The 24,113-nt window shown below is 41.2% G+C and carries 25 protein-coding genes; 24 read left to right on the top strand and 1 reads right to left on the bottom strand.

The features are described from left to right. The first annotated feature begins 108 nt into the window (after positions 1 to 108). The 16 genes from IE165_RS07070 (at position 109) to IE165_RS06995 (ending at position 17,307) form a co-directional block, all read left to right on the top strand. Positions 109 to 966, top strand: a complete 858-nt coding sequence (locus tag IE165_RS07070; protein WP_189625898.1) for a GLPGLI family protein — start codon at positions 109 to 111, stop codon at positions 964 to 966. 263 nt (positions 967 to 1,229) lie between these two features. Next, a complete protein-coding gene (locus IE165_RS07065; RefSeq protein ID WP_189625897.1) occupies positions 1,230 to 2,279 on the top strand; it encodes a TlpA family protein disulfide reductase in 1,050 nt (349 codons plus the stop codon). A gap of 460 nt (positions 2,280 to 2,739) precedes the next feature. Next, positions 2,740 to 4,377, top strand: a complete 1,638-nt coding sequence (locus IE165_RS07060; RefSeq protein ID WP_189625896.1) for a vitamin K epoxide reductase family protein — start codon at positions 2,740 to 2,742, stop codon at positions 4,375 to 4,377. A 124-nt stretch (positions 4,378 to 4,501) separates the two neighbouring features. After that, positions 4,502 to 4,708: a hypothetical protein gene (locus tag IE165_RS07055; protein ID WP_189625895.1), complete on the top strand. Its 207-nt coding sequence runs from the start codon at positions 4,502 to 4,504 to the stop codon at positions 4,706 to 4,708. Between the two features lie 127 nt (positions 4,709 to 4,835). After that, positions 4,836 to 6,284, top strand: a complete 1,449-nt coding sequence (locus tag IE165_RS07050; protein ID WP_189625894.1) for a TlpA family protein disulfide reductase — start codon at positions 4,836 to 4,838, stop codon at positions 6,282 to 6,284. A gap of 564 nt (positions 6,285 to 6,848) precedes the next feature. Continuing rightward, entirely contained in the window at positions 6,849 to 8,357 is a 1,509-nt protein-coding gene (locus IE165_RS07045) for a hypothetical protein (protein WP_189625893.1), read from the top strand. Between the two features lie 5 nt (positions 8,358 to 8,362). Next, a complete protein-coding gene (locus tag IE165_RS07040) occupies positions 8,363 to 9,181 on the top strand; it encodes a hypothetical protein (RefSeq protein ID WP_189625892.1) in 819 nt (272 codons plus the stop codon). Positions 9,182 to 9,287: 106 nt separating this feature from the next. Next, on the top strand, positions 9,288 to 10,505 hold the full coding sequence (locus IE165_RS07035) for a glycosyltransferase family A protein (protein ID WP_189625891.1): 1,218 nt from the start codon (positions 9,288 to 9,290) through the stop codon (positions 10,503 to 10,505). 293 nt (positions 10,506 to 10,798) lie between these two features. After that, positions 10,799 to 12,985: a peptidase domain-containing ABC transporter gene (locus tag IE165_RS07030; protein WP_189625890.1), complete on the top strand. Its 2,187-nt coding sequence runs from the start codon at positions 10,799 to 10,801 to the stop codon at positions 12,983 to 12,985. Positions 12,986 to 12,988: 3 nt separating this feature from the next. After that, entirely contained in the window at positions 12,989 to 14,269 is a 1,281-nt protein-coding gene (locus tag IE165_RS07025) for an HlyD family secretion protein (protein ID WP_189625889.1), read from the top strand. 291 nt (positions 14,270 to 14,560) lie between these two features. Continuing rightward, positions 14,561 to 15,139, top strand: a complete 579-nt coding sequence (locus tag IE165_RS07020) for a Crp/Fnr family transcriptional regulator (protein ID WP_189625888.1) — start codon at positions 14,561 to 14,563, stop codon at positions 15,137 to 15,139. An 88-nt stretch (positions 15,140 to 15,227) separates the two neighbouring features. Further along, entirely contained in the window at positions 15,228 to 15,605 is a 378-nt protein-coding gene (locus tag IE165_RS07015; RefSeq protein WP_189625887.1) for a VOC family protein, read from the top strand. Between the two features lie 6 nt (positions 15,606 to 15,611). Beyond that, entirely contained in the window at positions 15,612 to 16,040 is a 429-nt protein-coding gene (locus IE165_RS07010; protein ID WP_189625886.1) for an SRPBCC family protein, read from the top strand. A 28-nt stretch (positions 16,041 to 16,068) separates the two neighbouring features. Then, entirely contained in the window at positions 16,069 to 16,500 is a 432-nt protein-coding gene (locus IE165_RS07005) for a DUF1801 domain-containing protein (RefSeq protein WP_189625885.1), read from the top strand. 28 nt (positions 16,501 to 16,528) lie between these two features. Further along, complete coding sequence (locus IE165_RS07000; RefSeq protein WP_189625884.1) at positions 16,529 to 16,942, top strand: DUF6157 family protein; 414 nt, start codon at positions 16,529 to 16,531, stop codon at positions 16,940 to 16,942. A gap of 5 nt (positions 16,943 to 16,947) precedes the next feature. Beyond that, positions 16,948 to 17,307 carry an iron chaperone gene (locus tag IE165_RS06995; protein ID WP_189625883.1) on the top strand — a complete coding sequence of 120 codons (360 nt, stop codon included), beginning with the start codon at positions 16,948 to 16,950 and terminating at the stop codon, positions 17,305 to 17,307. A 51-nt stretch (positions 17,308 to 17,358) separates the two neighbouring features. Here IE165_RS06995 and IE165_RS06990 read toward each other — a convergent pair whose 3' ends face one another. Next, positions 17,359 to 18,897, bottom strand: a complete 1,539-nt coding sequence (locus IE165_RS06990; protein WP_189625882.1) for an alpha-N-arabinofuranosidase — start codon at positions 18,895 to 18,897, stop codon at positions 17,359 to 17,361. A 349-nt stretch (positions 18,898 to 19,246) separates the two neighbouring features. On the opposite strand from IE165_RS06990, the gene IE165_RS06985 reads away from it, so the two are divergent. The 8 genes from IE165_RS06985 to IE165_RS06950 all read left to right on the top strand — a co-directional run bounded on the left by IE165_RS06985 (position 19,247) and on the right by IE165_RS06950 (position 24,084). Next, positions 19,247 to 19,750, top strand: coding sequence for an SRPBCC family protein (locus tag IE165_RS06985; protein ID WP_189625881.1), 504 nt, complete (start codon positions 19,247 to 19,249; stop codon positions 19,748 to 19,750). A gap of 55 nt (positions 19,751 to 19,805) precedes the next feature. Further along, positions 19,806 to 20,249: a VOC family protein gene (locus IE165_RS06980; RefSeq protein WP_189625880.1), complete on the top strand. Its 444-nt coding sequence runs from the start codon at positions 19,806 to 19,808 to the stop codon at positions 20,247 to 20,249. Between the two features lie 113 nt (positions 20,250 to 20,362). After that, complete coding sequence (locus IE165_RS06975) at positions 20,363 to 20,944, top strand: dihydrofolate reductase family protein (protein WP_189625879.1); 582 nt, start codon at positions 20,363 to 20,365, stop codon at positions 20,942 to 20,944. Positions 20,945 to 20,950: 6 nt separating this feature from the next. After that, complete coding sequence (locus tag IE165_RS06970; protein WP_189625878.1) at positions 20,951 to 21,469, top strand: SRPBCC family protein; 519 nt, start codon at positions 20,951 to 20,953, stop codon at positions 21,467 to 21,469. A gap of 2 nt (positions 21,470 to 21,471) precedes the next feature. Then, a complete protein-coding gene (locus tag IE165_RS06965) occupies positions 21,472 to 21,945 on the top strand; it encodes a DUF6265 family protein (RefSeq protein WP_189625877.1) in 474 nt (157 codons plus the stop codon). Between the two features lie 18 nt (positions 21,946 to 21,963). Beyond that, positions 21,964 to 22,788, top strand: coding sequence for a VOC family protein (locus IE165_RS06960; RefSeq protein ID WP_189625876.1), 825 nt, complete (start codon positions 21,964 to 21,966; stop codon positions 22,786 to 22,788). 195 nt (positions 22,789 to 22,983) lie between these two features. Beyond that, a complete protein-coding gene (locus tag IE165_RS06955) occupies positions 22,984 to 23,541 on the top strand; it encodes a DUF1697 domain-containing protein (RefSeq protein WP_189625875.1) in 558 nt (185 codons plus the stop codon). Positions 23,542 to 23,703: 162 nt separating this feature from the next. Beyond that, a complete protein-coding gene (locus IE165_RS06950) occupies positions 23,704 to 24,084 on the top strand; it encodes a nuclear transport factor 2 family protein (RefSeq protein WP_189625874.1) in 381 nt (126 codons plus the stop codon). Positions 24,085 to 24,113: the final 29 nt, after the last annotated feature.

Below are 24,113 nucleotides of genomic sequence, written 5' to 3'. Positions count from 1 at the left end.
GTTAGCGTTGAGTTGCGGATAAATCATAAAGCAGCAAAATGTAGCTTTTTATAAGTCAGATAAACTTTTCGAACATTCCTTTTATATTAAGGATTATCAAATTTTAGCATGAAACATAACGGTATTTTGCCTTTCATTATTTGCTTATTTTTCAGCATCAATTATGAAGCAATATTTGCACAGAGTCGTGAAGATTTCGTTTTCGATATAAAGGTCGATTACACCTTGAGATTCAAAAAAGATAGTCTATCGCATATAGTTGACCAATTAAACTGCGAATTACTTATCAATAACAAGCAGTCGCTTTTCCGATCTGAAGAGAAGGCACAGAAAGATTTAGCGCGATACCAATATCTTTTTGATAGATCTAATTTCAAGGGTGGAGCAGCCATTTCAATAGCTGGACAATTTAAACCAGATTATACAATTATTAAAGACAGCGATAGTCTATTTTATTTTCAGGGAATCAATGCCGGCGGAGCCAATAATATGGTACATTTTTATTATTCTGAACCACAAAATGTTTTAGATTGGGACTTGTTAACGGATACGATGACAGTGATGGGGTACCGATGTCAAAAAGCTGTTGTTGATTATGGAGGTCGTCGTTGGGAGGCTTGGTTTTCGACGGAAATACCTATTAGTGATGGTCCCTATAAGTTTTGTGGACTTCCAGGTCTTATCGTTACAATTGAAGATGCTACATCTTCTTGGAAGTTTGAGTTAACCAAGTTCATAAGAAAAGAAAGCCGTATCGCTTTCAACTTTGACGAAGGGGTGCGCTATAGAAGAGTAACCCGAACAGATTTTCTAAAACAAGCTAAGAGTTTGTTGAAAAATCATTGGGAGATTCGTACTGCATCTCAAAACGGAACGGATGTTCATCTAAAGGGAAGCCAACTTCAAAAAAAACAAATCAGCGAACAAGTCAAACGCGATAATAATTGGATAGAGCTTTACCCATAGCTAAACATATACGCTATCATGATGTCGAAGGATTTGAAAACAATAGTGAGTGTTTTACAATATCTCTTGACCGGCGGTAAACTAGCTCGGGAAAGCGAAAGATACCCTGTAAAAGGCCCTCCGAAGATGTGCAGGAGAGGTATTTGTTCGGACATCTTGTGTCGAAGTAACCAACGATTGTTGCTTTGAGAAGGTATAGATCAACAATTGGTTATGATAGTACAGCCTACCAGTATTATGTATTTCCACAGATTTAAAACGATATGAAACTATTACATCTAATCACATTTTTGTCAGTTTGTTCAACAGCAGTAGCACAAGTTAACAAACCCTTTGTGGTCAAAGGTCAAATCGACACAGTCCCTTTCGCAGCATATGAAGCCTGTTATTACGTACGCTTTGATTCCCTCGTAATTGAACCTTTGATCCTTGATCAAAACAGTGAATTTAAATTGATTGGCGCAATACCGGAACCAACGTTGGTTGAGATAAGGTATTATAAAAGCGAGAAAGAACGAGAGTCGGCGTATTTGTTTTGGATAGAACCGTATAAGGAAATGGATTTCCATGGCAAAGCGCGGTCGATGGGAAGCAAAGCCGACAGAGCCTATACACTTACCAACTCAGAAACAGACAGGCTGCAACAACGTTATAGTGCTTTACGAACAGCGTTGAAAAAGTTAGACGTTCATCAGCAAGATGCTCGTTCAAAGCAGTTTATCCGGGAAAATATAGCAACTTATTACGCACTGGAGTTGTTATGGTATATGTTGATGAAGACGGATGTTGATTATGACTTTTTGGATGAAATGATGGCAATCCTGCCCTCGGATCTGAAAAATACGAATCTCGCACATGATATTAGGAGGAAAAGAAACCTCGTTACAGGTGCCCAACTTCCCGATATCGACCAACCTGATGCAGAGGGTCGCATCTATAAAATCTCCGATTACCGTGGCAAATATTTGTTAGTGGACTTTTGGGCGAGCTGGTGTGTTCCCTGTCGAACCGAAAATCCTATGTTGGTAAAATTGTACAAACAATATCAGAATCAAGGATTTGAGATTTTAGGTATTTCGTTGGACGAAGACAAGCATAAATGGCTACAGGCGGTGTTGGATGATGGACTTCTGTGGAAGCAAGTATCCGATTTAAAAGGCTTTCGCGGGAATAAAGCAGGGTACGAATTGCTCGTTCAAGGCATACCGGATAACTTTCTTTTGGATCCCGAAGGTAGAATTATCGCTAGAGGACTCCGAGGAGAACAAATAGAGCTGTTTTTAAAAAATATTTTTGAAAGAGATCTTCATTAGATGAATCTGATGGTGTGTCCTATTTTCTTTAGGAGGCACTATAGAAAGTAAAAAGGTTGTGTTGCTAAAAGATCGATTGGAAAATCATGGGCACTGAGATTTTATCACAGCACTCCTCGCCTGCAGATGATTCGAGCAATTAATAGTCAAAATTAGGCCCTCTACCTATTAACGTCTTTTGAAATTATTTTATAATCGTGCTTGTCAATTTACAACCATCTTTATTTGGTAAAAAAAATTAATGTTATAATAACAATTAAATTGAATTTAAAACCTATAGTTTCGTAAAAAACTACAAAACCGACAAATAAAGATTATACTTTGGTTAGATATATTTTAAACAAACGTTTGCATTAAAATATTATCTCCTAATTGTTGTTATTTATTTATATTTGGTTAGTAAAAATCAAGCTGGCAAATTTTCCTTTATGATGTTCAGTGCTATGAAAATATAACCCTAATGAAACTATTCGGTCAAAACTATATCGATTTGGAAGAAAACCTGTTGGATATTTTCCAACTGATTCTTCATGCTTCGGACATCAAACACACTCGACTTAATCTATCCAGGGCGATAGAAAAACATCTAGACCCCATTTCCTTAGTCGCTGTGCAGGACGTTTTGAAAGACTATGGCGTGGAAAGTGCCGGCGTCAGGCTAGGTGAATACGCATACGAGGATTTTGAAACACCTTTTGTTTGCGCGCTACAGCGCGAGCACTGGCCGAATGCCGCATTAACACTCGTTACGGAAGTGGGTGAGCAGCATATCAGTTTCTGGGATCCGGAAAAGAAACGACAGGAAACTGTGCGCATAGCCGATTTTAAATCCATAGATAAGGAAATAGTCTTGTTACTGGACGATACGACGAAGAAAGACGAAATGGACTATGAAAAAAATAGGGCCGATGAAAAGCGAAGTCAGTCGCTTCGACAGGTCTCTTTTGGTGGTTTAGGAATCTTCATACTGCTTGCGGGTTTCGCTGCATGGAACAGCTCGCCTGCATCCAACTGGATTGCTCTTACCTTTTTAATAAGCTCATCTATTGGTTTGGCGCTTTCCTCCTTGCTCATATGGCACGATATCGATGCCTTCCACCCTTTTCTCAAGGAAGTATGCGGTGGTTTTGGAAAAAAAGCAGACTGTAACGCCGTGCTATCTTCCGCCGGATCCAATTTTTTGGGCATAAGTTGGTCAGCTTGGGGTATGGCGTTCTTTGCCTCTTTTTTTGCAGCGCAACTCTTTTTTATAGCGGATCCAGCGGGATACAATTGGCTTGCATATGCTTCGTTATTTGTTTCGCCATACATTATCTATTCAATTTACTATCAAGCTCTTGTTGTGCGGCAATGGTGTCCGCTCTGCTTGTTTGTGCAAGGGGTATTGCTGGTTAATGCTCTTGCTTCCTACTATTTTCTTAAGCAATCTGACGCAGCTTTTAATGAACTAAATAGCTTTGCTTTACTGCCTATGGCATTTTTATTTTTCGGCATGCTAGCGCTTACACATAAGGCAGTTCCTTTACTAAAAGACGCTAAGAAAAGTAAAGATTTAGAGCGGCGGTGGAAACGTTTGCGTTATAACCCGGATGTTTTTCAATCGCTGCTGGAAAAGAACAATAGAATTACATTTTCTGTAGAAGGCTTGGGTATTGTTGTTGGTAACCCACAAGCAAAGACAGAGATTGTAAAAGTCTGCAATCCCTACTGCGGTCCTTGCTCAAAAGCCCATCCTGCGTTGGATGCGGTTGTTCATAAAAACCCGGATGTTCGTGTACGGATTATTTTTACTGCCAGCGGGCGGGAAGATGATAAAAGAACGGCTCCGGTAGCACATTTACTAGCCATACAACAAGTGTATGGTGCGGAGCAAGTTAAAGAAGCCTTAGATGATTGGTATTTGGCTAAAGAGAAAGATTACGAACTATTTGCTGCAAAACACCCAGTTAATGGGGAGATGACAACGGCTTTAGCCAAAGTGGAAGCTATGAATGCATGGTGTGATGCAATGAAAATAAGGGCTACACCAACCATTTTTATCAATGGAAGAGAGTTGCCAGACAGCTATCAAATTGCTGAGCTAAAAAATATTTTATAAAACTATATAGAAAAGCCCGAGCCGGTTGCAAACGATCTCGGGCAAACAGAAGGTTCCTCTGTAAAAAGGCCCTCCCAAGATGTTCAGGAGTGAGTGAACATCGATTTACTTAAAACACAAAGTTATGAAAATTTCATTAAAAAATCTTAATCTTAAAGAGGTAGAGAAATTAACAAGAGAGCAGTTGAAAGATGTTTTCGGAGGAGTGGTTCAACCAACTACTGGGGGTGGTTGCGCCGTTGCTTGTCGAACTGAAGGAAGCAGCTGTATAACAACAGATTGTAAACCTGGTACTTGTGGCTGGTATATGGGTTTTTTTGGATGTAAATAAGCCTCAAGATTAATTTTTAAATATCATTAATAGTTATTGGGGATTTCGATCGATGTATATCGAAATCCCCTCCCTATAGATTTTTATGTACACATATAAAATGTTTTCCGCGTATTTATCGTTAACCATGATCTTCTTTTTTTACGGCAAGCCTGCCTTGGCCCAGTCGCTTCAATTTGGTAATACGAATTTATATATAAAAATTTCGGGCTCATGCGATAGTGTTCATAGCCTAAATCAAGCTCATTTATCATCGCTCTTCGAAAGCGATGTGCCGGCAAAATTTACTATTGTCAACGACAGTGTATTACATTTTTCCACGTTCATATTGGGACAATCATTTTTTTATTTCTTTTACAAAGAAAAATACAATCTTATCCTTCTCAGTCCTAACAAAACAACAACCTTAAATTTTGCGCATATTGATTGTAACAATTACAACGTAAAGTTTGAGGGGGAATTTGAACAGGTTTTTCGCCAGTCGGAAGCTTACGCTGAGCTAATTAAAAATGCCCTCTTCGGATATAAATCTCCAAAAGACAGAAATCCGCTGTCAAAGAAGAGCAGATTTCAGAGCGCAAATGATTTTAGAGATAGTAAATTAAGAGAGTTTGACGATCGAATTGCTTTTGCTGTTGAAAAAATGAAGCCCCTTACTGTTTCCCGTTCTTTGCAAAATAAACTATCCATGTTTATGAAGGCCGATTTGATAAATAAATACGATAGTTTGGTCGTTAGGTATAACAGAGAAATTGTTGTTGATTCTTTGTTAGATAGCCCAGTGAGTCCTGAAAGAGATATTTCATATTATCAAAACCTCTTGAAGTTGAATAATTCAGAAGATGATATCCTAATGTTTTTTGATCCCACATTTTTACAAGCGATCAGAAAAGATTCAGTTTTAGATTTGCCAAATTTGATCAATAATCCGGCTGATTCATTTATAAGCAGGCTACGGAAATTGTTGCCTGGACAAAACGATTTATTTTACGAAGTAATACTGATAGGGGCATATGTAGATCAAATAAATCAAAAAATACCTTTGTCCGAAAATCAGAAAACAATAGTGAATAGCTATTTTAAGAATGCGCAAATTAGCAATTATATACACTATCGGAATGCGTTAGTCTCAGATTTTTCTAAAAAATCCTTCGGAAGATATTATCTACCCTACGACACTGCAAAAAATGATGTGTTAAACGATCTTTTATTAAAATATAAAGGCAAGGTTGTAATCGCTGATTTTTGGGCAACTTGGTGTGGACCATGTATTGATGCCTTTAATAAGATTAAGGAAGTCAAGGCCCAATATACATCTTCTGATGATGTCGTGTTTGTTTACTTAACAGACCAATCTTCGGATCGCTCCCGATGGGAAGGCTACGCTGATATAATTGCTGGAGAGCATTATTACTTATCTAAAACACAAATGAATGCTATATATACCGAATACAATATCGAATCTATACCTAGTTATCTTCTTTTTGATAAAAATGGCAGTCTGGCGCACAAAAATATTGGAGGTTACATGGGTAACGAGAAACTAATTAAGTGGATCGGAAGTACTATAAAATAAAGGGAATACAGAAACATATTATGATGTCATATTTCTTTCTCGGTGTTTTTTAGTTCTTATCAGTTTTTAAATTTTACAAAAAAAGTGATTTTTTTATCAATCTTAACAATCGTGAGCCTGGATCCAAAATTGGAAAATACGGGAGTAATAACCTATTATACTCTGTCATCCTTACTTAAATCGACCAAGAAAAGGTGTCTGACTATGGCGAGCGTTTGATTACACGTCCAAGTAAACCATATAATAAGGTTTGTGAGGAAGCCCTAAAATAATCTTTAAAGATTGAAATATTTAAACATACTTGTTATTTAGTATTAAAAATCCATGGAAAGCCAATCGACAACATTGTCTATCCAGAACTCATTGAAGTCGGAGCAGCGTGCAAAAAATTAGCGCAATGATATTGGAAATAGGGAGATATAGCAAACACACTGGCAAATTAAAAAAAGTCAATAATGGTTTTGAAAAATAAGAAAGATTTTTTGCGATCTGATTTAATAAAGTTAAAATCTCAACTTCAACAGTATAATGAAATAGATAGCGTTGCTACATAAATTTTGATGTATGATTCATATCTCAGCTCAACCCTTTTCTATTTACTTTGCCTGGCAGCTGGAAATACAACTGCATAATTTTAGTAAGCATGGTATCGCTAAAGATTGTATTCATGTACTCTTTTCTTTTGATCCTGAAATTGAAATTCCTAAAGAGCTAAATTCTTTTACCGATAGAAATAAATTGCTTGCCGAGTTTTTTTGTTATCCCGATTTACGTAGCAATGTAAGCTACACTTCCACTATACGGCCGCATATTTTAAAACAGCACTTTGCAAAATTTAAATATTTGGAAGACGAGACTATTTTTTATCATGATTCTGACATACTTTTTTCAAGAAGTCTCAATATAAATGTTGAACTGCATAATACTACGTGTTATGTTTCGGATACCAGAAATTATCTGGATGTGTCATATATCCGAGCATCGAGCTCTGAAGAACTTTTGGAAGGGATGCTAAAAGAAGTCGGGCTAGAAAAGAGTAAACTCTTAAATGAAGATGCTCAAACTGGTGGAGCGCAATACATACTAAAAGGTATCAACAGTTCTTTCTGGGAAAAAGTGGAAGAAGATTCAGAAAATCTATATGTGCTTATGAATGCCTATAACAAAAAATGTTGGGAAGAAGAGTATGCTATTAATAAAGAATATCGAAGCAAAAAAAGAGGCATTCAAGCTTGGTGTGCTGACATGTGGGCTGTTCTGTGGAATCTTTGGTTACTAGATAAGAAAGTAGAGATTCATCCGGAGATGGATTTTTCGTGGCCTTTCGACTCTATTGTCGATTGGGATAAAAAAGCTATCCAACATTACTCCGGAGATATAAAGGATAAAACGCAGCATTTTAAGAAGACAGAGTACTTGAATTATCCACCGTGGTATGATGACGGTTTAATCAAGATTAATCAAGACACCTGTAGCTACAAAATTGTAGAATTTATCCAGTCACATAGGCAGCGGTTAGATGACGAACGTCCAATCTATTCCAAAATTTGTGTCATTTTCAATCAAGAAACGCTTACGGATCGCACGCTAGAAAGGTACCTTGTTTTAAAAAAATATCTGCAAAAGTATCTCGCTTTGGATGTTTTTATACTCGAAAAAAATGAACACGGTAGCGATCATAATTTCAATCAAGAAAAAGTGATAAATAAGATTGTCGCTAATGATTATTCAGAGGCTATTCTGATGTCATTAGATTTCTGTGTAGACTATGTAACTGTAGAAGCAATTTTCAATCGAACGGAAAAGTCGGATCGTTTCTTTTATTCAACAACTTTATATAGAGTCGATGAGCTTTTCCTAGAAGCATTTGCCAAGGTGTTGGATATGGAACTGTTTTACGTTAATCGAGGGAAATTTAATATGCAAGCCGACATTACGAAACGAGGTTTATTTTATTTTAGACTACCTCCCGACGTTGAAAGTAAATGTAAAGTATTGGAAACTTACACGAGCAATGCGCCAAAATACGAAGTGGCTCGAGAAAATATAGAAGTGGCATTTAATTTTTTATAATTGTTATGAATAATTACGTAAGTACGTTTGACATGCTATACCTGTTTCTGCTTTCTGACAAAGAAAATAGGAATAAAGCTGCTATTGATAATTGGGCTAAGGAAGTGGTGGAAAGAGAGAGGTATGATTTCGAATTTGGTATTATAGGCTTAGGTTGGCTAATAGGTTATTTGATAGATATTAACTATATGGAAGGTAATGCGGATGAAATATTGGAGCATATTGATGACTTAGTTTACAAGTTCACGATTCGAGAAGTGACGCAGCAAGACGATAATATAGACTCTCTGCTTTATCATATAACCTATTATCAGCATCGTTTAAGTTCAAAATCATCGATTCAGTCTTACCGAAGCTTTACACATTTAGAATGTACAAAGCTTTTATTGGGTAAACTCAATCATTTTTTACTAAATGATCGTAGGTTGTCTCCTGAAGGTGTTTCGACGCAGCTAAAAGTAATATTAAAATACACTTATTTAGTTAAAGTTTGTTTAAGTGAGTCGCTCGTAGAAGAGGCCCTTTATTTCGCTATAGAAAGATTGATCACGTTTTTTGAACAACAGCAAAATTTGGACGCCTACCTTATAGATCTTGCTAAACTTTATATTGCAGTTAGACAGTATGAAAATCCATATTGGGAAAGCAAGATTAGACAAGTATTCAATAGAGCAATTGTAGCTAATCCAAACGATGACGGCTGGTTTGAAATAGCTCGAAAAGATCATTGGACTCGAGATTGCTTGCTAGGCAGAGCTCGCAGAACTAGAAAAAGTCACCATTTTATTTTTGAATGTTTATCAAACATCGTTGTAACTAACTGATAAGTAATGCTTAATCAATGTCAAAGGGGGGATATATCTATTATTTCCGTTATTGGGGAGCCACAGCTTCTTGAGAGACGGACATTACGTACAAATAAGGAGGATTATGTTAACTGCTTTTATTTTGAATGAAGAAATTAAAGGATTAAATAAAGATCTGACAATGGGGTTTACCGTTAACCCTAAAGGGTATAGGGTTTGCAGCTCACTAAATGCCAGCCTAGCAAACGTCATTAAATGGGCCTTGATGGAAGATGAAGATGTGATATTTTGTATTTCCGACCATATACAAAGTACACCGCCATGTTATGAAAAATTGGAAAGTTTGATTTTTGATGTCGTCGCGGAAGGAATTTACTTTTTATACGTCGAGGCTGAATATGCGGAACAAGTTATTGTTAATGAAAATTATATTGCAATTGATGGCATTTCGAGTGTTTCTTCGTTTATTTTGACCAGACCTATTTTCAAATTGGCGCTATCTATTTTGGAAAATAATAACTTTGTAAATCACATGTCATGGTTAAATTTCCTTTCAATTCTTTCGCCCCACGCATTTGCAATTTCCGAAAACTCCACTGCTTGTCAAAAACGAATTAATTTTCACATTATCTCGCCGTTTCGGAATGCAGCCAAATTTCTACCGGATTATGTATCGTCTATACAGGCGCAGGTTTCTACAAATTATAATGTTTATCTCATCGACGATTGCTCTACAGACAAGGGGGCAAGCTGCGTCAAGGAAAATACGACTTTTAAAATGTACACCAATATAAATCGTCAATACGCCCTTCAAAATATTTTAAATATTTTACTTACCGAAAAGATTGCTGACGATGATGTCGTTTGTTTGGTTGATGCTGATGACCGACTTCCTCACAAATACGTTTTAAATATTCTACAAACCATCTATCAAGATGAATCTCTGTTACTAACTTATGGATCGACATCGATTATTAATGAATACAGCAAATGGGGCCAGCCTTACTACGAGTCCGATTTTGAAAATATTAGGAAATCCCAATGGAAGGCTTCGCATATGCGTACATTTAAATATAAGGTTTTTAAAAAATTTATCGAACTGGACCCCACTTTAAAGCTATTTCGGGACAAACATGGAAATTTACTACGTATGCCCTATGACATGGCAATTTTGTTACCACTTTTTGAGTTAGCGGGATTCGACAAAACGAAATTCATTTATACACCGACTTATGAATATAGATTACATAGTAATAACGATCATTCGATAAATAGGAAGCAGCAGTTTGATGGTGAAAAAGAGGTGAGAAGAAAGAAGGGGCTTAAACGATATAATTTTTGATGATATGATTTCGATATGAAAAACCGAAACACAGAATGACTGTAGTTTAATTTTCTAAAATTTCGGATAAGTTTTCAAGATATGCTTTGCCAAGCGACAAATGGTCAGCCTATCTTAGAAATTAAAAATGTAGTTGCCATATAAAAGATTATTATTTAGGCCGTCGATATGATTAAACAAGGTATTGCAACCAAAGGGATTTTAATAAGCTATCCGACTATAACGAAGATTAGGATATATTCGACTTTAGGATGTTTATAATTTCTTCACGATTATATGATAGTAAAACAACCATGCTAAAGCGCTTCCCACATTATAAGCAAATGGATATGATGGACTGCGGCGCCACCTGTCTACGAATAGTGTTCAAATACTACGGTCAGCAGATATCCATTTATAAAATTCGTAAGCTCTGTCAAACCACGAAAAATGGTGTAAATCTACTTGGGATTAGCGAAGCTGCGGAAAAACTGGGATTTCGAACCTATGGCGTTCGTCTAACCTTGGAGCAACTGCAAGAAGCAGAGCTGCCCTGTATCCTGCACTGGAACCAAAATCACTTTGTGGTACTCTATAAAATTCGGAAAAAGAAATACTATATATCCGATCCGGCATCCGGTTTACTCACCTACGACGAAAAAGAGTTCGCAAAAAATTGGTTTTCAACACGTGAATTACATGCCGGCCTCTCTTTGATATTAAGCCCGGGACCTAACTTCTATCAACTCGAAGAAGATGAACCGTCCAACAAGCTTGAATGGCGCAAAATCTTTACCTATTTCTATAAGTATAAAAAGCTTTTCTTTCAGCTGATCCTCGGAATGGTATTAGGAACGATCTTGCAGTTGGTTGCGCCTTTTCTTACACAATCGATTGTCGATATCGGGATTAACACCAGAAATATAAGTTTCATCAACCTCATTTTGATCGCACAGCTCATGCTTTTTGTTGGCAGTACGGCCGTTTCTTTTATCCGATCGTGGATTATGCTGCACATCAGTACTCGGGTGAATATTTCAATTTTGACCGATCTGCTGATCAAGATCATGCGCCTGCCCATGGCGTTCTTCGATTTGAAAACGCATGGCGATTTGATGCAGCGCATGGCGGATCAACAACGCGTCGAAGCATTTTTGACCGGAAACACGTTAAATACGCTGTTTTCTATGGTCAATATGTTGGTGTTTGGTACGCTGCTCTTGGTCTATCATAAAACTATTTTCTTCGTTTTTTTTGGCGCTACGATACTGTATACGATTTGGATTCTGCTGTTTATGCGCTACCGACGGGAATTGGACCAAAGGCGATTTAAAATATCGTCCGAAAACCAGACCTACATGGTAGAGATGATCCAAAGCATCAAAGATATCAAGTTAAATAATGCGCAAAAGCAAAAACGATGGGGCTGGGAAGCTTTGCAGGCCAAGCTTTTTAAATTTAAGGTACGCAGTTTAGCCTTATCACAATATCAATCGGCGGGTTCGCTGGCAATCAGCCAGGTACAAGGGATCTTCATTACGTATATCAGTGCGAAGGCCGTGATCGAAGATGAGCTTACACTGGGCGGGATGATGGCTGTTCAATATATCGTCGGGATGGTCAGTAATCCGGTGCAATCGTTACTCGGCTTTATGCAGGATTACCAAGATGCCAAGATAAGCCTAGAACGATTGAATGAAATCTATGAAACAGAAGAAGAAGACACAATACAGAAGGATTACCTGATGCAATTGCCTGCGAGCAGGAGCATCACGATGCGCAACCTGACCTTTCGTTATTTTGGCGCCGGCAATGAGCCAATCTTTAATAAATTAAATATTACGTTTCCGGAAGGTAAAACAACGGCAATTGTGGGAACGAGCGGCAGCGGAAAAACTAGCTTGCTGAAACTTTTGCTGCGGTTTTATCCCTATGAAGAAGGCGAGATTTTAGTAGGTGGACGTAAATTGGAACAGTTGGATTTTGCCATGTGGCGGGATAGCTGCGGCTCTGTATTGCAGGATAACTTTGTATACGCTGATACGATCGAACGAAATATTGCAATAAATGATGAGTTTCCGGATGAGCAGCGCTTAAGAAACGCGATAGCCATGGCGAACCTTAATCAGTTTATTGATGAGCAACCTTTTGGGTTGGCAACAAAAATTGGAACAGCGGGAAAAGGTATTAGCCAAGGGCAGCGACAGCGCTTGATGATTGCGCGCGCGGTGTACAAGGAACCTGAATTTATCTTTTTGGATGAGGCGACGAATTCGCTCGACGCCAATAACGAAAAAGTGATCATCGAGAATCTGGATCGCTTCTTCAAAAATCGAACCGTTATCGTAGTGGCACACCGCTTAAGCACGGTAAAAAACGCAGATAATATCGTTGTTTTGGAAAAAGGCGCTATCGTGGAAGAAGGAAACCATCAACAACTTACTGCAAAAAAAGGAAGATATTTCGAACTCGTCAAAAATCAACTGGAATTAGGCAATTAAGTTATGGCAAAGAAATACAATTTATCGGAAGAGGATCTGCATTCGGAAGATTTGCAGGAAATAATCTCTAAGCCACCCTCTTGGTTACTAGAGCGCGGAATTTCCTTCGTCTTGCTGACGATCTTTCTCTTGTTGGGGCTATCGTTTTTTATTCGTTATCCGGAGCTGGTGATGACAGAATTGAAGTTTAATACGGCTAATGCACCAAAAGTTGTCGTCAGCCGCGTTAGCGGAAGTATTACCAAGTTGTTAGCAAATGATGGTACTTGGGTTGAAGCGCAAACGCCAATTGCGTACCTAGAAAGTACAGCAGATCATGAACAGCTATTAAACTTACTGGCTACGCTGCAACAATTTCGAACGGAAACTGATCATGTATACGACCTGGAGAATATTATCCCGCCCAATCAGCTGCAGTTAGGCGAACTGCAAGGTAGCTACGAATCGTTTTATCTGGCTTACCTTAATTATCGATCGGCGGGTGAAGATGGAATCTATCATCAGCGCAAGGGAATCTTGCATAACGAAATGAACAACATCCGCCAACAATACGATCGTGCAGAAGAGTCTTTTAAGTTGCAAAGAGCACAGCTTGATCTTGCCGAGCAGGAATATGATAGATACCGTATTTTGGCAGAAAAAAAGGTGATCAGTCCGCTGGAACTGCAACAGAAAGAAGCGCTGTTACTGGCCAAGCGACAGTCTATACCGCAGCTGGAAGGAAATATGATTGCTTATGAGAGCAACCTGCTTAGTAAAAAGAAAGAGTTGTCTGATCTTGATAACCAAATTGTTGATGAGAAAAAGAAGTTTGTCCAATCGCTAAACAGCTTTATCAGCGACGCGAAAATATGGGAAAAGAAATATGTACTCCTCAGTCCAGCTCGGGGCAAATTGATTTACGGTTCTTTCCTTCAGGAGAATCAATTGGTACAGGTAGATCAGGAATTATTTTATGTAAATCCGAATAGCGATCGTTACTACGGAGAAATGCTGCTGCCTCAGCAGGCGATAGCGAAAGTGAAGCAAGGACAGGAAGTTTTGGTCAAGGTGCGTAGCTACCCGTATAAAGAATATGGCTTCTTGCGCGGAAAGGTGGATTACATATCAGATATCCCTATAAAAGATAGTTTGTTTTTTGCGCGCGCGCGCTTAATCCGCGAAGCGAAAGACTCGTTGATCAAGTTAAAGCCGGGAATATATGCGGATGCAGAGATCATTACCGACGACCAATCCATTTTCAAACGGATATGGTCTAACCTCAGCAAATCGATGAAATTTTAAACGGCATTTCAGTTAACAAAAAACGCAAATATTCTCTATAAAAGTCGTTAACAAAATGAAAAACTTCCGTCAATTACGCTTGGTTTGGGTGTTAGCTATGTCCGCAAGACAGGTGTGTAAAAATAACCAAGCATTTTGTTAGACGCTAAGGGTCTGAAAGTAGTCACACTTTTTCAATGAATACTATCGATTGTACCGGATAAACCTTGCACATTGCAAAGATTTTTCTATTTTTATTGGGCTTTTACAGCTTACTAACGAATAAACAATGCAGACTAGCAGCTAACGCTTATGTACCCAGACAAACTCCATCTGATTTACCAGTATCCATCCATGAGCTATGCCGATCTCGACCAGATTACGGCACAGCACGAACGTGTGACGTTCAAAAAAGGCGACCTCTTATTACGCGAGGGCCAGGTGAGCGATTGTTACTATATTCTCGAAGGAGGAATTGTGCGTTCTTTCGTGTATGATTATGATGGCAACGATATCAGCACCAATTTCTTCTGTGCAGATGAAATCGTGATCGAGGTAGCATCTATCTTCCACCACATCCCAACAAAGGAAAACATCATTTGCTTAACCGATTGTGTATTATGGCGTATCAAGTTTGATGCCTTTCAAGATCTTTTTGAGCGTATTCCCGCTTTAACGGAATGGGGACGCGCCTGGTTTGCGCACCAACTGTTTTTAACCAAAAAAAGAGCCTTGGATATGATCACCCTTTCGGCCATCGACCGCTACCAGCAGCTGCTGGACGAAAAGCCGCAGATCCTGCAGCAAGCGCCCTTGAAGCATATAGCGACCTTTTTAGGGATAACAGACACCTCCCTGAGCCGCATACGAAAAGAATTGGTCGGCAAATAAGCTATATCCGCAAAAAGTTGCCCTAAGACAAGCGTTTACCTCGCACAGGCACGTAATTTTGATAGAGGAAAACAAACAGCATGTACGTATGGAAATCAATTTTAGAGGCGGGCCTAACATAGCGATGAAAATTCCACCGGGAGACTATGAAAAGACGGTCGCGTTTTACCGCGATATCCTCCTATTCGATGTGGAGGAAGTGCCGATCGACCACCCCACGGTGCTGGCCACACACAAGCTTCGCTTTGGCGAAACGATACTGTGGTTGGATTGTGTAGAGGGTGTGACGCAGGGGCAGCTATGGCTGGAACTACAAACGACAGATGTAGATCGCGCCACCGCCTACCTGCAAACCAACGATGTGCAGACCTGCGATGATATCGAAAAGATAAGCCCGGGTATGCACTGGATCAAAGATCCAGCGGGTACCGTATTGTTAGTAAAAAAATTGGATAACGATAAATAAGAAACTATGGAAAAGATAAACATCCAAGCCACGATAAACAACAATGTAGCCACTATTTGGAATGCCTATAATTCTGCCGAAGATATTATGCAGTGGAACCACGCCTCAGCGGATTGGCACTGTACCAGTTCTTTTAACGACCTACGTGTTGGGGGGAAATTCAGTAACCGCATGGAAGCCAAAGACGGAAGTTTCGGCTTTGACTTCGAAGGGAAATATACCGCAATCGAACCTTTCAAGCGCATCTCGTATGCAATGGAAGATGGTCGACAGGTCGACATACACTTCCGTGAGCAGGGCGAAAGCACAACGGTGGACATCACCTTCGATGCAGAATCTGAACATCCCATCAACATGCAGCGTGACGGCTGGCAGGCCATCTTGGATAACTTCAAGAGCTATGTAGAGCGGATCTACGGCAACAGCAAAGCATAAGCCTGCGATAAAAATCATAAAAGACGCTATGGCAAAAAACAAAACCACCTACACCGGCGAAGAGGTAAGTAACTTCCTACAGCAGCTGAGCGATGAACAAAAAAGGCAAGATAGCCTCGCGCTGATAGCGCTTATGGAGGAAGTGAGCGGCGAGCAGGCACAAATGTTTGGCCCGAGCATCATCGGCTTTGGCAAATATGCGTACCGCTATGCCAGCGGCCACGCAGGCGAAGCGCCGCTGGTTGGTTTCTCCCCACGAAAAGATGCCATATCCCTCTACGTATATACCGGTGCCGATGAACACCGCCACCTCTTGGATGGCTTGGGAAAATTCAAGATGGGCAAAGCCTGCATCTACGTCAAACGACTGACGGATATTGACAGCACGGTATTAACTACATTGATGACGGAAACGATCGCCTTTTTAAGCAATACCTACACGCGCGTGGCCAACAACTAAAACATCGTATTACGCTTAGCATAGCATCATGAAGATCCATTCCACCAATTACTACGATACATTGATTACCGTAGCTGAAGATAGCAAGGCCGACCAGGGCCAAGTACCATTATCAAAAAACGGAAAGAAGACCATCGCCAATTGGCAATTCGAACTCATGACCGAGCAACCCTTTTCCCATAATTCGGACGAGGTGATTTTTTTGACCTACGCCTACCGCCATGAGCTACTTGATTCCGAAATGGAAGAAGCCCGCGCGCAGTTTTTTGCCAAAGGACAGCCCTGCTTACGTACCTCGCCCTTGGCCAAAACCTATGGTTGGGGTATCCTCTCCAATGCGGCAGGAAAAGTACGGCTGATCGATTCTGCCTCCGACGAATACCAAGCACTGCTCCGCACAGACAGCATCAAGAAGGTGCCGGCTATGAAATCTAAAAAATAAACATTATGGATCATAAGGCTTTTACAAACATCGACGAATACATTGCCCAGTTTGACACGGAGCAGCAAGCCCTGCTTCAACGCATACGGGAAATTTTACAGCAGGCAGCTCCAATGGCCGAGGAAACAATCAGCTATCAAATGCCCACCTTTCGGCAACGGGGGAATCTCATCCACTTTGCTCTGTTTAAAAATCACCTAGGGATCTATCCTGGCCCGGAGGCCATCACCCATTACCAAGCCGAACTTGCTCCTTACAAAACATCTAAAGGAACCATACAGTTACCCTTAGATGCGCCATTGCCGCAGCAGCTTTTACAAAATATTGTTCGATTCAACTTGGATCGAATGAATGCAAAAGCGTAAAAACGCTGGTCGCGCGCTAGCTGCGTGTATCAAAAGCATACGAGGCAGCGCTTAGTCAAGCGCTAGCACCACCACCGCGAAAGGCGGTAGTTTTACCTTCATCTGCTGATTATCCAGTTTGACGGCTTTGAAACTTGTGGGCGCAATGCGGTTTGCAGCATCAAAGTCGTTGAAATCGCGGAGGTTGGCGGAGGTTAGCAGACGAGCGCCATGGAGCTTACGCTGCTGCGCAAGGTCAATGGTAACCTCTTGAGCAACCTTCGGGTCAATATTGACCAAGGAAATATGTGTGCGACCGTTCTTATCCAAAGAAGCCGAGGCCGATACCGCCGGAATAGCTTCACCGTTGAGCACATAGTTGGCACTCTTGATATGCAATGGAATCAGCTCTGCGTCCTGATGTACCTTATACATTTCCAACACGTGGAAGGTAGGTGTCTTGAGCATCTTATCCTCTTTGGTGAGAATAACGGCCTGCAGCACATTGATCGTCTGTGCCAAGTTGGCCATCTTGATACGATCGGCGTGGTTGTTAAAGATATTTAAGGTCAACCCAGCGATCATCGCATCCCGCATGGTATTCTGCTGATAGAGAAAGCCCGGATTGGTGTTGGGCTCCACCTCGTACCATCCGCCCCATTCGTCCACGACCAGCGCAACTTCCTTCTTCGGATCATACTTATCCATGATAGCACTATGTTTCTCCACCAGCTCATTCATGAACCAAGCAGACTTCATCGTCTGGAAGTATTGCTCGTCGCTATAAGTAATAGATGGCCCCTTTTGTTTCCAATCGATTACGGCATAGTGGTGCAGAGCGATACCTTTCACCAAATGTTTGGGCAACTGCTTCATCAAGGTTTCCGTCCAGTGGTAATCCGCACTATTAGCACCTGATGCGATGCGATAGAGTCCGCCGGTATTTGTCCAATCCGCCATGAAAGTAGCATACTTTCTGTAGATGTCGGTGTAGTATTCGGCGGTCATGTTTCCGCCGCAGCCCCAAGCTTCATTGCCCACGCCCCAAAACTTGACGTTCCAAGGCTTATCACGTCCATTTTCCCGACGAAGATCGGACATCGGGCTTTTGCCTTCGAAATTGACATATTGCACCCAATCCGCCAACTCTTGTACCTCGCCACTGCCTACGTTACCCGCCAAATAGGGCTCGGTGCCCAATAGCTCGCACATATCCAAAAAGTCGTGCGTACCGAAGGAGTTATCTTCCGTGACACCTCCCCACCAATTGTTCACGATTGCTGGTCGGTTTGCTTTCGGGCCGATCCCATCTTTCCAGTGGTAAGTATCTGCGAAACATCCGCCAGGCCACCGCAAATTTGGGATCTGCAGCTCTTTGAGCGCGTCGATTACATCGTTCCGGATACCATTGGTGTGCGGTATAACCGCGTTGTCTTCTCCGACATAAAAGCCGTCGTATACACAACGTCCGAGGTGTTCGGCAAAATGTCCATAAATATGTTTACTGATTTGTACCGGCTTCTCGATCGGAGCCAGTTGAACAGTTGTCTGTCCGGAAACATGCCCAAACAACGATCCCGTCATAAGAACAGCAAATAAATAACGTTTCATAGCTAAAAAAATAGGTTTATCATGAAGTTCATATCCGCAGGGCCAACGCACAGCATCGCTGAAGCCCAGCACATCCAAAATACACAAAAATAATTAAATGTCAACAAAACGTTTATTAAACAGAACGGCGACATTTCATCTGGCGGAGCTATACGCAGTGATAGGATGACGGTCATGTTTACGAACAAAAACATAGTTTTCGTGTTTAAAAACAAAAAGAACGATAACCAATGAATTCTTGCCCTATGCTAAGCGCATCGTTTAGGTAAGGGATTAACTTTGATGAAGTCAATAAGCCAAAGCTAACGCAACAAATAAAAGACACCGATACACTAAAAAACGAAAAATCATGGAGCAGACACATCAAATGCAATTTAAGCTGGCCGCAGATGGCAAATCTGTCCATATTTCTAGGCAATATGCGGCTCCTTTGCAGCAGGTTTGGGAAGCATGGACAGATGCAACAATTTTGGACCAATGGTGGGCGCCACAACCTTGGAAATGCCGCACGAAGCACATGGACTTTAGCGAAGGTGGACAGTGGCTATATAGCATGCAAGGCCCCGAAGGAGAAGAAGGATGGAGCCTTTGTAGCTACGAAGAAATAGAGCCACTATCTTACTTCGAAGGCAAGGATGCTTTTTGTGACGAGCATGGAAATCCTAATCAGGACTTCCCATCCATACATTGGCGCACCGAGTTTAGCGAAAACGAATTGGGTACGCTTGTTAAGAACCACCTGCGCGCAAAATCGGCAGACGAGCTTCAACAATTGATTAGCCTAGGATTTAGAGAAGGATTTGAGATGGGACAGAACAACCTCGAAGCATGGTTGGCAGAACATAGTCGATAAGACGAGATCAACACACAACAGTTCAATTTAAATCACATATAAAAAACTAGCAATCATGGCAAAACTACATGCTTACCTAAACTTTAACGGCAACTGCGAAGAAGCGTTCAATTTTTACCAAACGGTGTTCAATACACCACTATTGGGCACCCATCGATTTGGCGATATGCCGGCAGACCCCAACTTCAGTATTCCGGAAGGCGACAACAACAAGATTATGCACACCGCTTTGCACATCAACGACGATGTGATGCTGATGGGCTCCGATTGCATCGAAAGTTTTGGACAAAAAGCCGTTTTTGGAACGGGAACTTATATCATGTTAGATACCGCGACGCCAGAAGAAGCACAGGAGCTGCACGGAAAACTTAGCGTAGATGCGCAAAATCTGGAGATGGATCTGGTCGAAACCTTTTTTGCAGAACTCTTCTCCTCATTCACCGACAAGTTCGGCATCAGCTGGATGATTCACTACGAGGGAAATAAAAAAATGGGTTAATGTATACTAGATGTAACCACAATCAAGTCACTCGTCACAAAATGATTAACTTTCATTTTTGCAATTTTGGCAAAAATGAAAGCACGATCCCTTGATCCATTAAAAAAGAAAGCATGAGAAAGCTTATCATGTCCCAATTTGTCTCGTTGGACGGTTTTGCAGCCGATCGCAACAAGACCACGAGCTTTTTTGACACTAATCCTTTGATCGATGCTGCCGTGAATGATGACCTGTTATCGTTCATACGCCAAATAGACAGCGTTATCCTCGGAAAAAGCACGTATGAAATGTTCGTAAACTTCTGGCCAAAAACTACTCATGATGAACAGGTTATAGCTAACGATCTAAACAAGCTTCCTAAGTTTATTTTCTCGTCAACGTTGCAAAACGTACATTGGGGAGATTGGAACAATGCTATCCTAATCAAGGATAACGCCATCGACTACATCAAGGCCTTGAAGGCCGATCATGGCAAAGATCTGGTCATTTGGGGAAGCATCGCCTTGGCACAATCCTTACTGCGTGCCGCCCTGATTGATGAGATCCGCTTGTTTATATGCCCTATCGCCATCGGCAAAGGGTACACACTTTTTCCTGCAGAATTTGAACATCTTTCCCTAACTTTAACCGAAAGCATTGCCTATCAGCAAGGCGTAGTACAGCTTATTTACACAGTACCAACAACTCATTCTTAAACTATTATGAAAATCTTAAAGTACATCCTCTTCACGATTATAGGCTTGATAGCCCTCGTATTAATCGTTGCATTATTTTTGCCTAAAACGTTCCATGCGGGCAGCCAAATCAACATTGACCGCCCTAGCGCCGAAGTGTTTGCCTACATATCCTCCCTTAAAAACCAAGGCAACTATGACGCTTGGTCTAAACAGGATCCCAACATTGAAAAGAAATACAGCGGTACCGATGGAACCGTGGGATTCACTTACGAATGGAAGAGTAAAAAGGTCGGTGACGGCAAACAGGTAATCACTAAAATAGAGCCGGGTAAGCGGATTGATATGAACCTTTACTTTCAAGGAACAGATATCGCAAACCCCTCCTTTATGGAGGTGAAGGAGCTCAGTCCTACCCAGAGTCAAGTGACTTGGGAAATTGATGGTAAGATGCCTTATCCATTCAATTTCATGAACCTTTTTTACGACATGAATAAGGACTTTGAGGCAGGCTTGCAAAGTCTAAAAAGTATTTTAGAGCAATAATAATGCAACAGGCGATCGATTTCTTACAGCACTACATAGCCATCTTTTTACTAGGCCTGCTCCTCCCCCTCAGCGGCCGTGCACAGGATTTACCAACCTTTCTAACGGGCGACTGGAAAGTTGAGGGCAAAGAAAGCTATGAGCATTGGGACCGGATGAACGGCAACTTGTTAAAAGGCTTTTCCTATACAAAAAACAACGAGCTTCCCAAAGTACTTGAATACATGGAGATCGTGCAGGAAAAAGACAGCGTTTGGTGTAAGGTAAATATACCTGGACAGCATGATGGAGAGACGTTCTCGTTTTTACAGCGAAAAGCAGGGATGCAATGGATCTACGAGAATCCAGCTAACGATTTCCCTCAAATTATTATCTACGAGCTGCTCAGCGATAACGACATTCAGATCTACCTGAAAAACGAAACGCAGGAAGTTAGCTACAAAATGCAGCGCGTACCACACAAGTCAACCGATTAAAACGAAAAACACGAGACGATGACAAAAGCTATTTACCCGGCGATATGGTTTAGCGAAGCGGCCAAGGAAGCCTTTAACGATTACGTAGACACATTCCAGAACAGCTCGATTATCGAGAGCAATCCGGTGGTGGTATCGGCCAAGCTAGATGGCGTGCCCTTTATCGGTATCAATGGAGGGCCATACTTTACGCCCAATGCTTCCATTTCCTTTATGGTGATCTGCGAAACGACAGAGGAGATTGATCGCTTGTGGGCCATGTTGAGCGATCAGGGCGAAGTCATGATGCCCCTACAAGCCTATCCTTGGAGTCCCCACTATGGCTGGCTGATCGACAAGAACAAGGTGTCTTGGCAACTTTACTTGGGAACGTTAGCAGACGTTAACCAACAAGCTATTGTGCCGACCTTGATGTTCTGCGGGCCACAACAGGGGAAATGCGAAGCAGCCATCGCATTTTACAAAACGGTTTTCAGCGACTTTATTGAGCAAGGAAGCGTGCACTACCCCGATGGTGATATGCAGGGACAGGTGATGCATGCACAATTTATTATCCATGGCTTTACGCTTATGGCTATGGACAGTGGTGTAACGCAGGATTTCACCTTCAATGAGGGCATTTCCTTGGTGATTCCTTGTCAAGATCAGGAAGAAATTGACTATTATTGGGCGGCAATGACCAAAGATGGCGAAGAAAGCCGTTGTGGATGGTGCAGAGACCCCTATGGCGTAAGCTGGCAAATTGTACCCCACAACATTGATGAAATTTTGCGCTCGAATCCTGCAGCCAACAAAGCATTGATGAAAATGAACAAGATTGATATCGCGGCATTACTTTCCTAACAGATAAAAAGACCATGCCTACAGCAGATAAAACGTTCCAACTGCTGGACCACAGATCCGAAGGCCCCGAGCAGATGAAAAAACAAACTGTTGGATGGATAAACCTGGTGATGTTCTTGGAGACATATCAGTAATATGGCCTCCATCTTGCCAAAAGGTTCTTTAAATTTATGCAGAAAACCTTAAAGAAAAAAGATGCGTATAGAAAACACGTTATTTACATATGTGGTACTCCTTCGTGCCGTCAACGTAGCCGGAAAGAACATCATCAAAATGTCCGACCTACGGCAGGAGTTAGTCCATGTCGGATTCCAGCATGTGAGCACCTACATACAAAGCGGAAACATCTTACTGGCATCGAGCGATACAGCTGATCTTGTCCGACAAAAAGTGCAACAACTCATCTTGGATAAATTTGGTCTCGCGATACACACCTTCGTTGTCGATGCCGAATTTATTGAACGGGCGCTTCGCACAATTCCGATAACAGGCGAGCTGCTGCCAAATAGGCTGTTTATCACGGTACTGGATAAAACGCCCCAGCAAGTTCTAGTCGATACACTGCAAACTGCGGATCACGGAAGCGAAACCTTTGCTCTCGTAGGCAATATCCTCTACTTTTATTTGCCAGAAGGTGCCGCGAAAGCAAAGCTGAGCAATAGTTATTTTGAAAAAAAACTACAGGTAACTGCCACAGGACGTAATTTAAACACGTATCAAAAGTTGTTGGAACTAGCAAAAAATGTCGGCTAATACGTTCTCAAACCACATTTGAAACAGGCTTTGATATAGCCAGCGGCTCTCGGATAGGACGATGCTGGAGGTGAACGATCTCAAAAAAATGCCAACATACGGCTGCCCCTGCTGCATTGCCTCTGCAAAAAAAGCAGGCGCCAAATTACAAACAGATACACGATGAAAACTAGCGTACCAAACTATTGCGGAAATTCGCCGAAAATGCAATTTATCGCCGATTTCAATTTGGCCTATGCCGCTTCGGACATAGCCAGCGCATTAAGCTTTTTGCACGAAGATATACAGTGGGAAATCATTGGTGAACAGATGATGCATGGGCATGATGCTGTTCGGGATTTTATCGAAAAAAATGCCAACCTTTCGGTGATATCTTTCGAATTGCAGGATGTACTGTCGCACGGAAAGCTCGGTTCCGCCTGTGGGCAGTTAAAGCTTTCCAATGAAACGATACACTTTGCCGACTTCTACGAATTTTCATCGCACAGCGCAAAAGCAACAATAAAAAGAATAAAAACATTTGCGCTTTCGAGCCCCAGCTAGATAGTCACATCGTGATTTTATGGATAGGG

It is taken from the genome of Sphingobacterium griseoflavum (genome assembly GCF_014653155.1).
In the GTDB taxonomy this organism is placed as follows: domain Bacteria; phylum Bacteroidota; class Bacteroidia; order Sphingobacteriales; family Sphingobacteriaceae; genus Sphingobacterium; species Sphingobacterium griseoflavum.
Note: the sequence above shows the minus strand (reverse complement) of the source record. Positions and strands in the feature narration are given on the sequence as shown.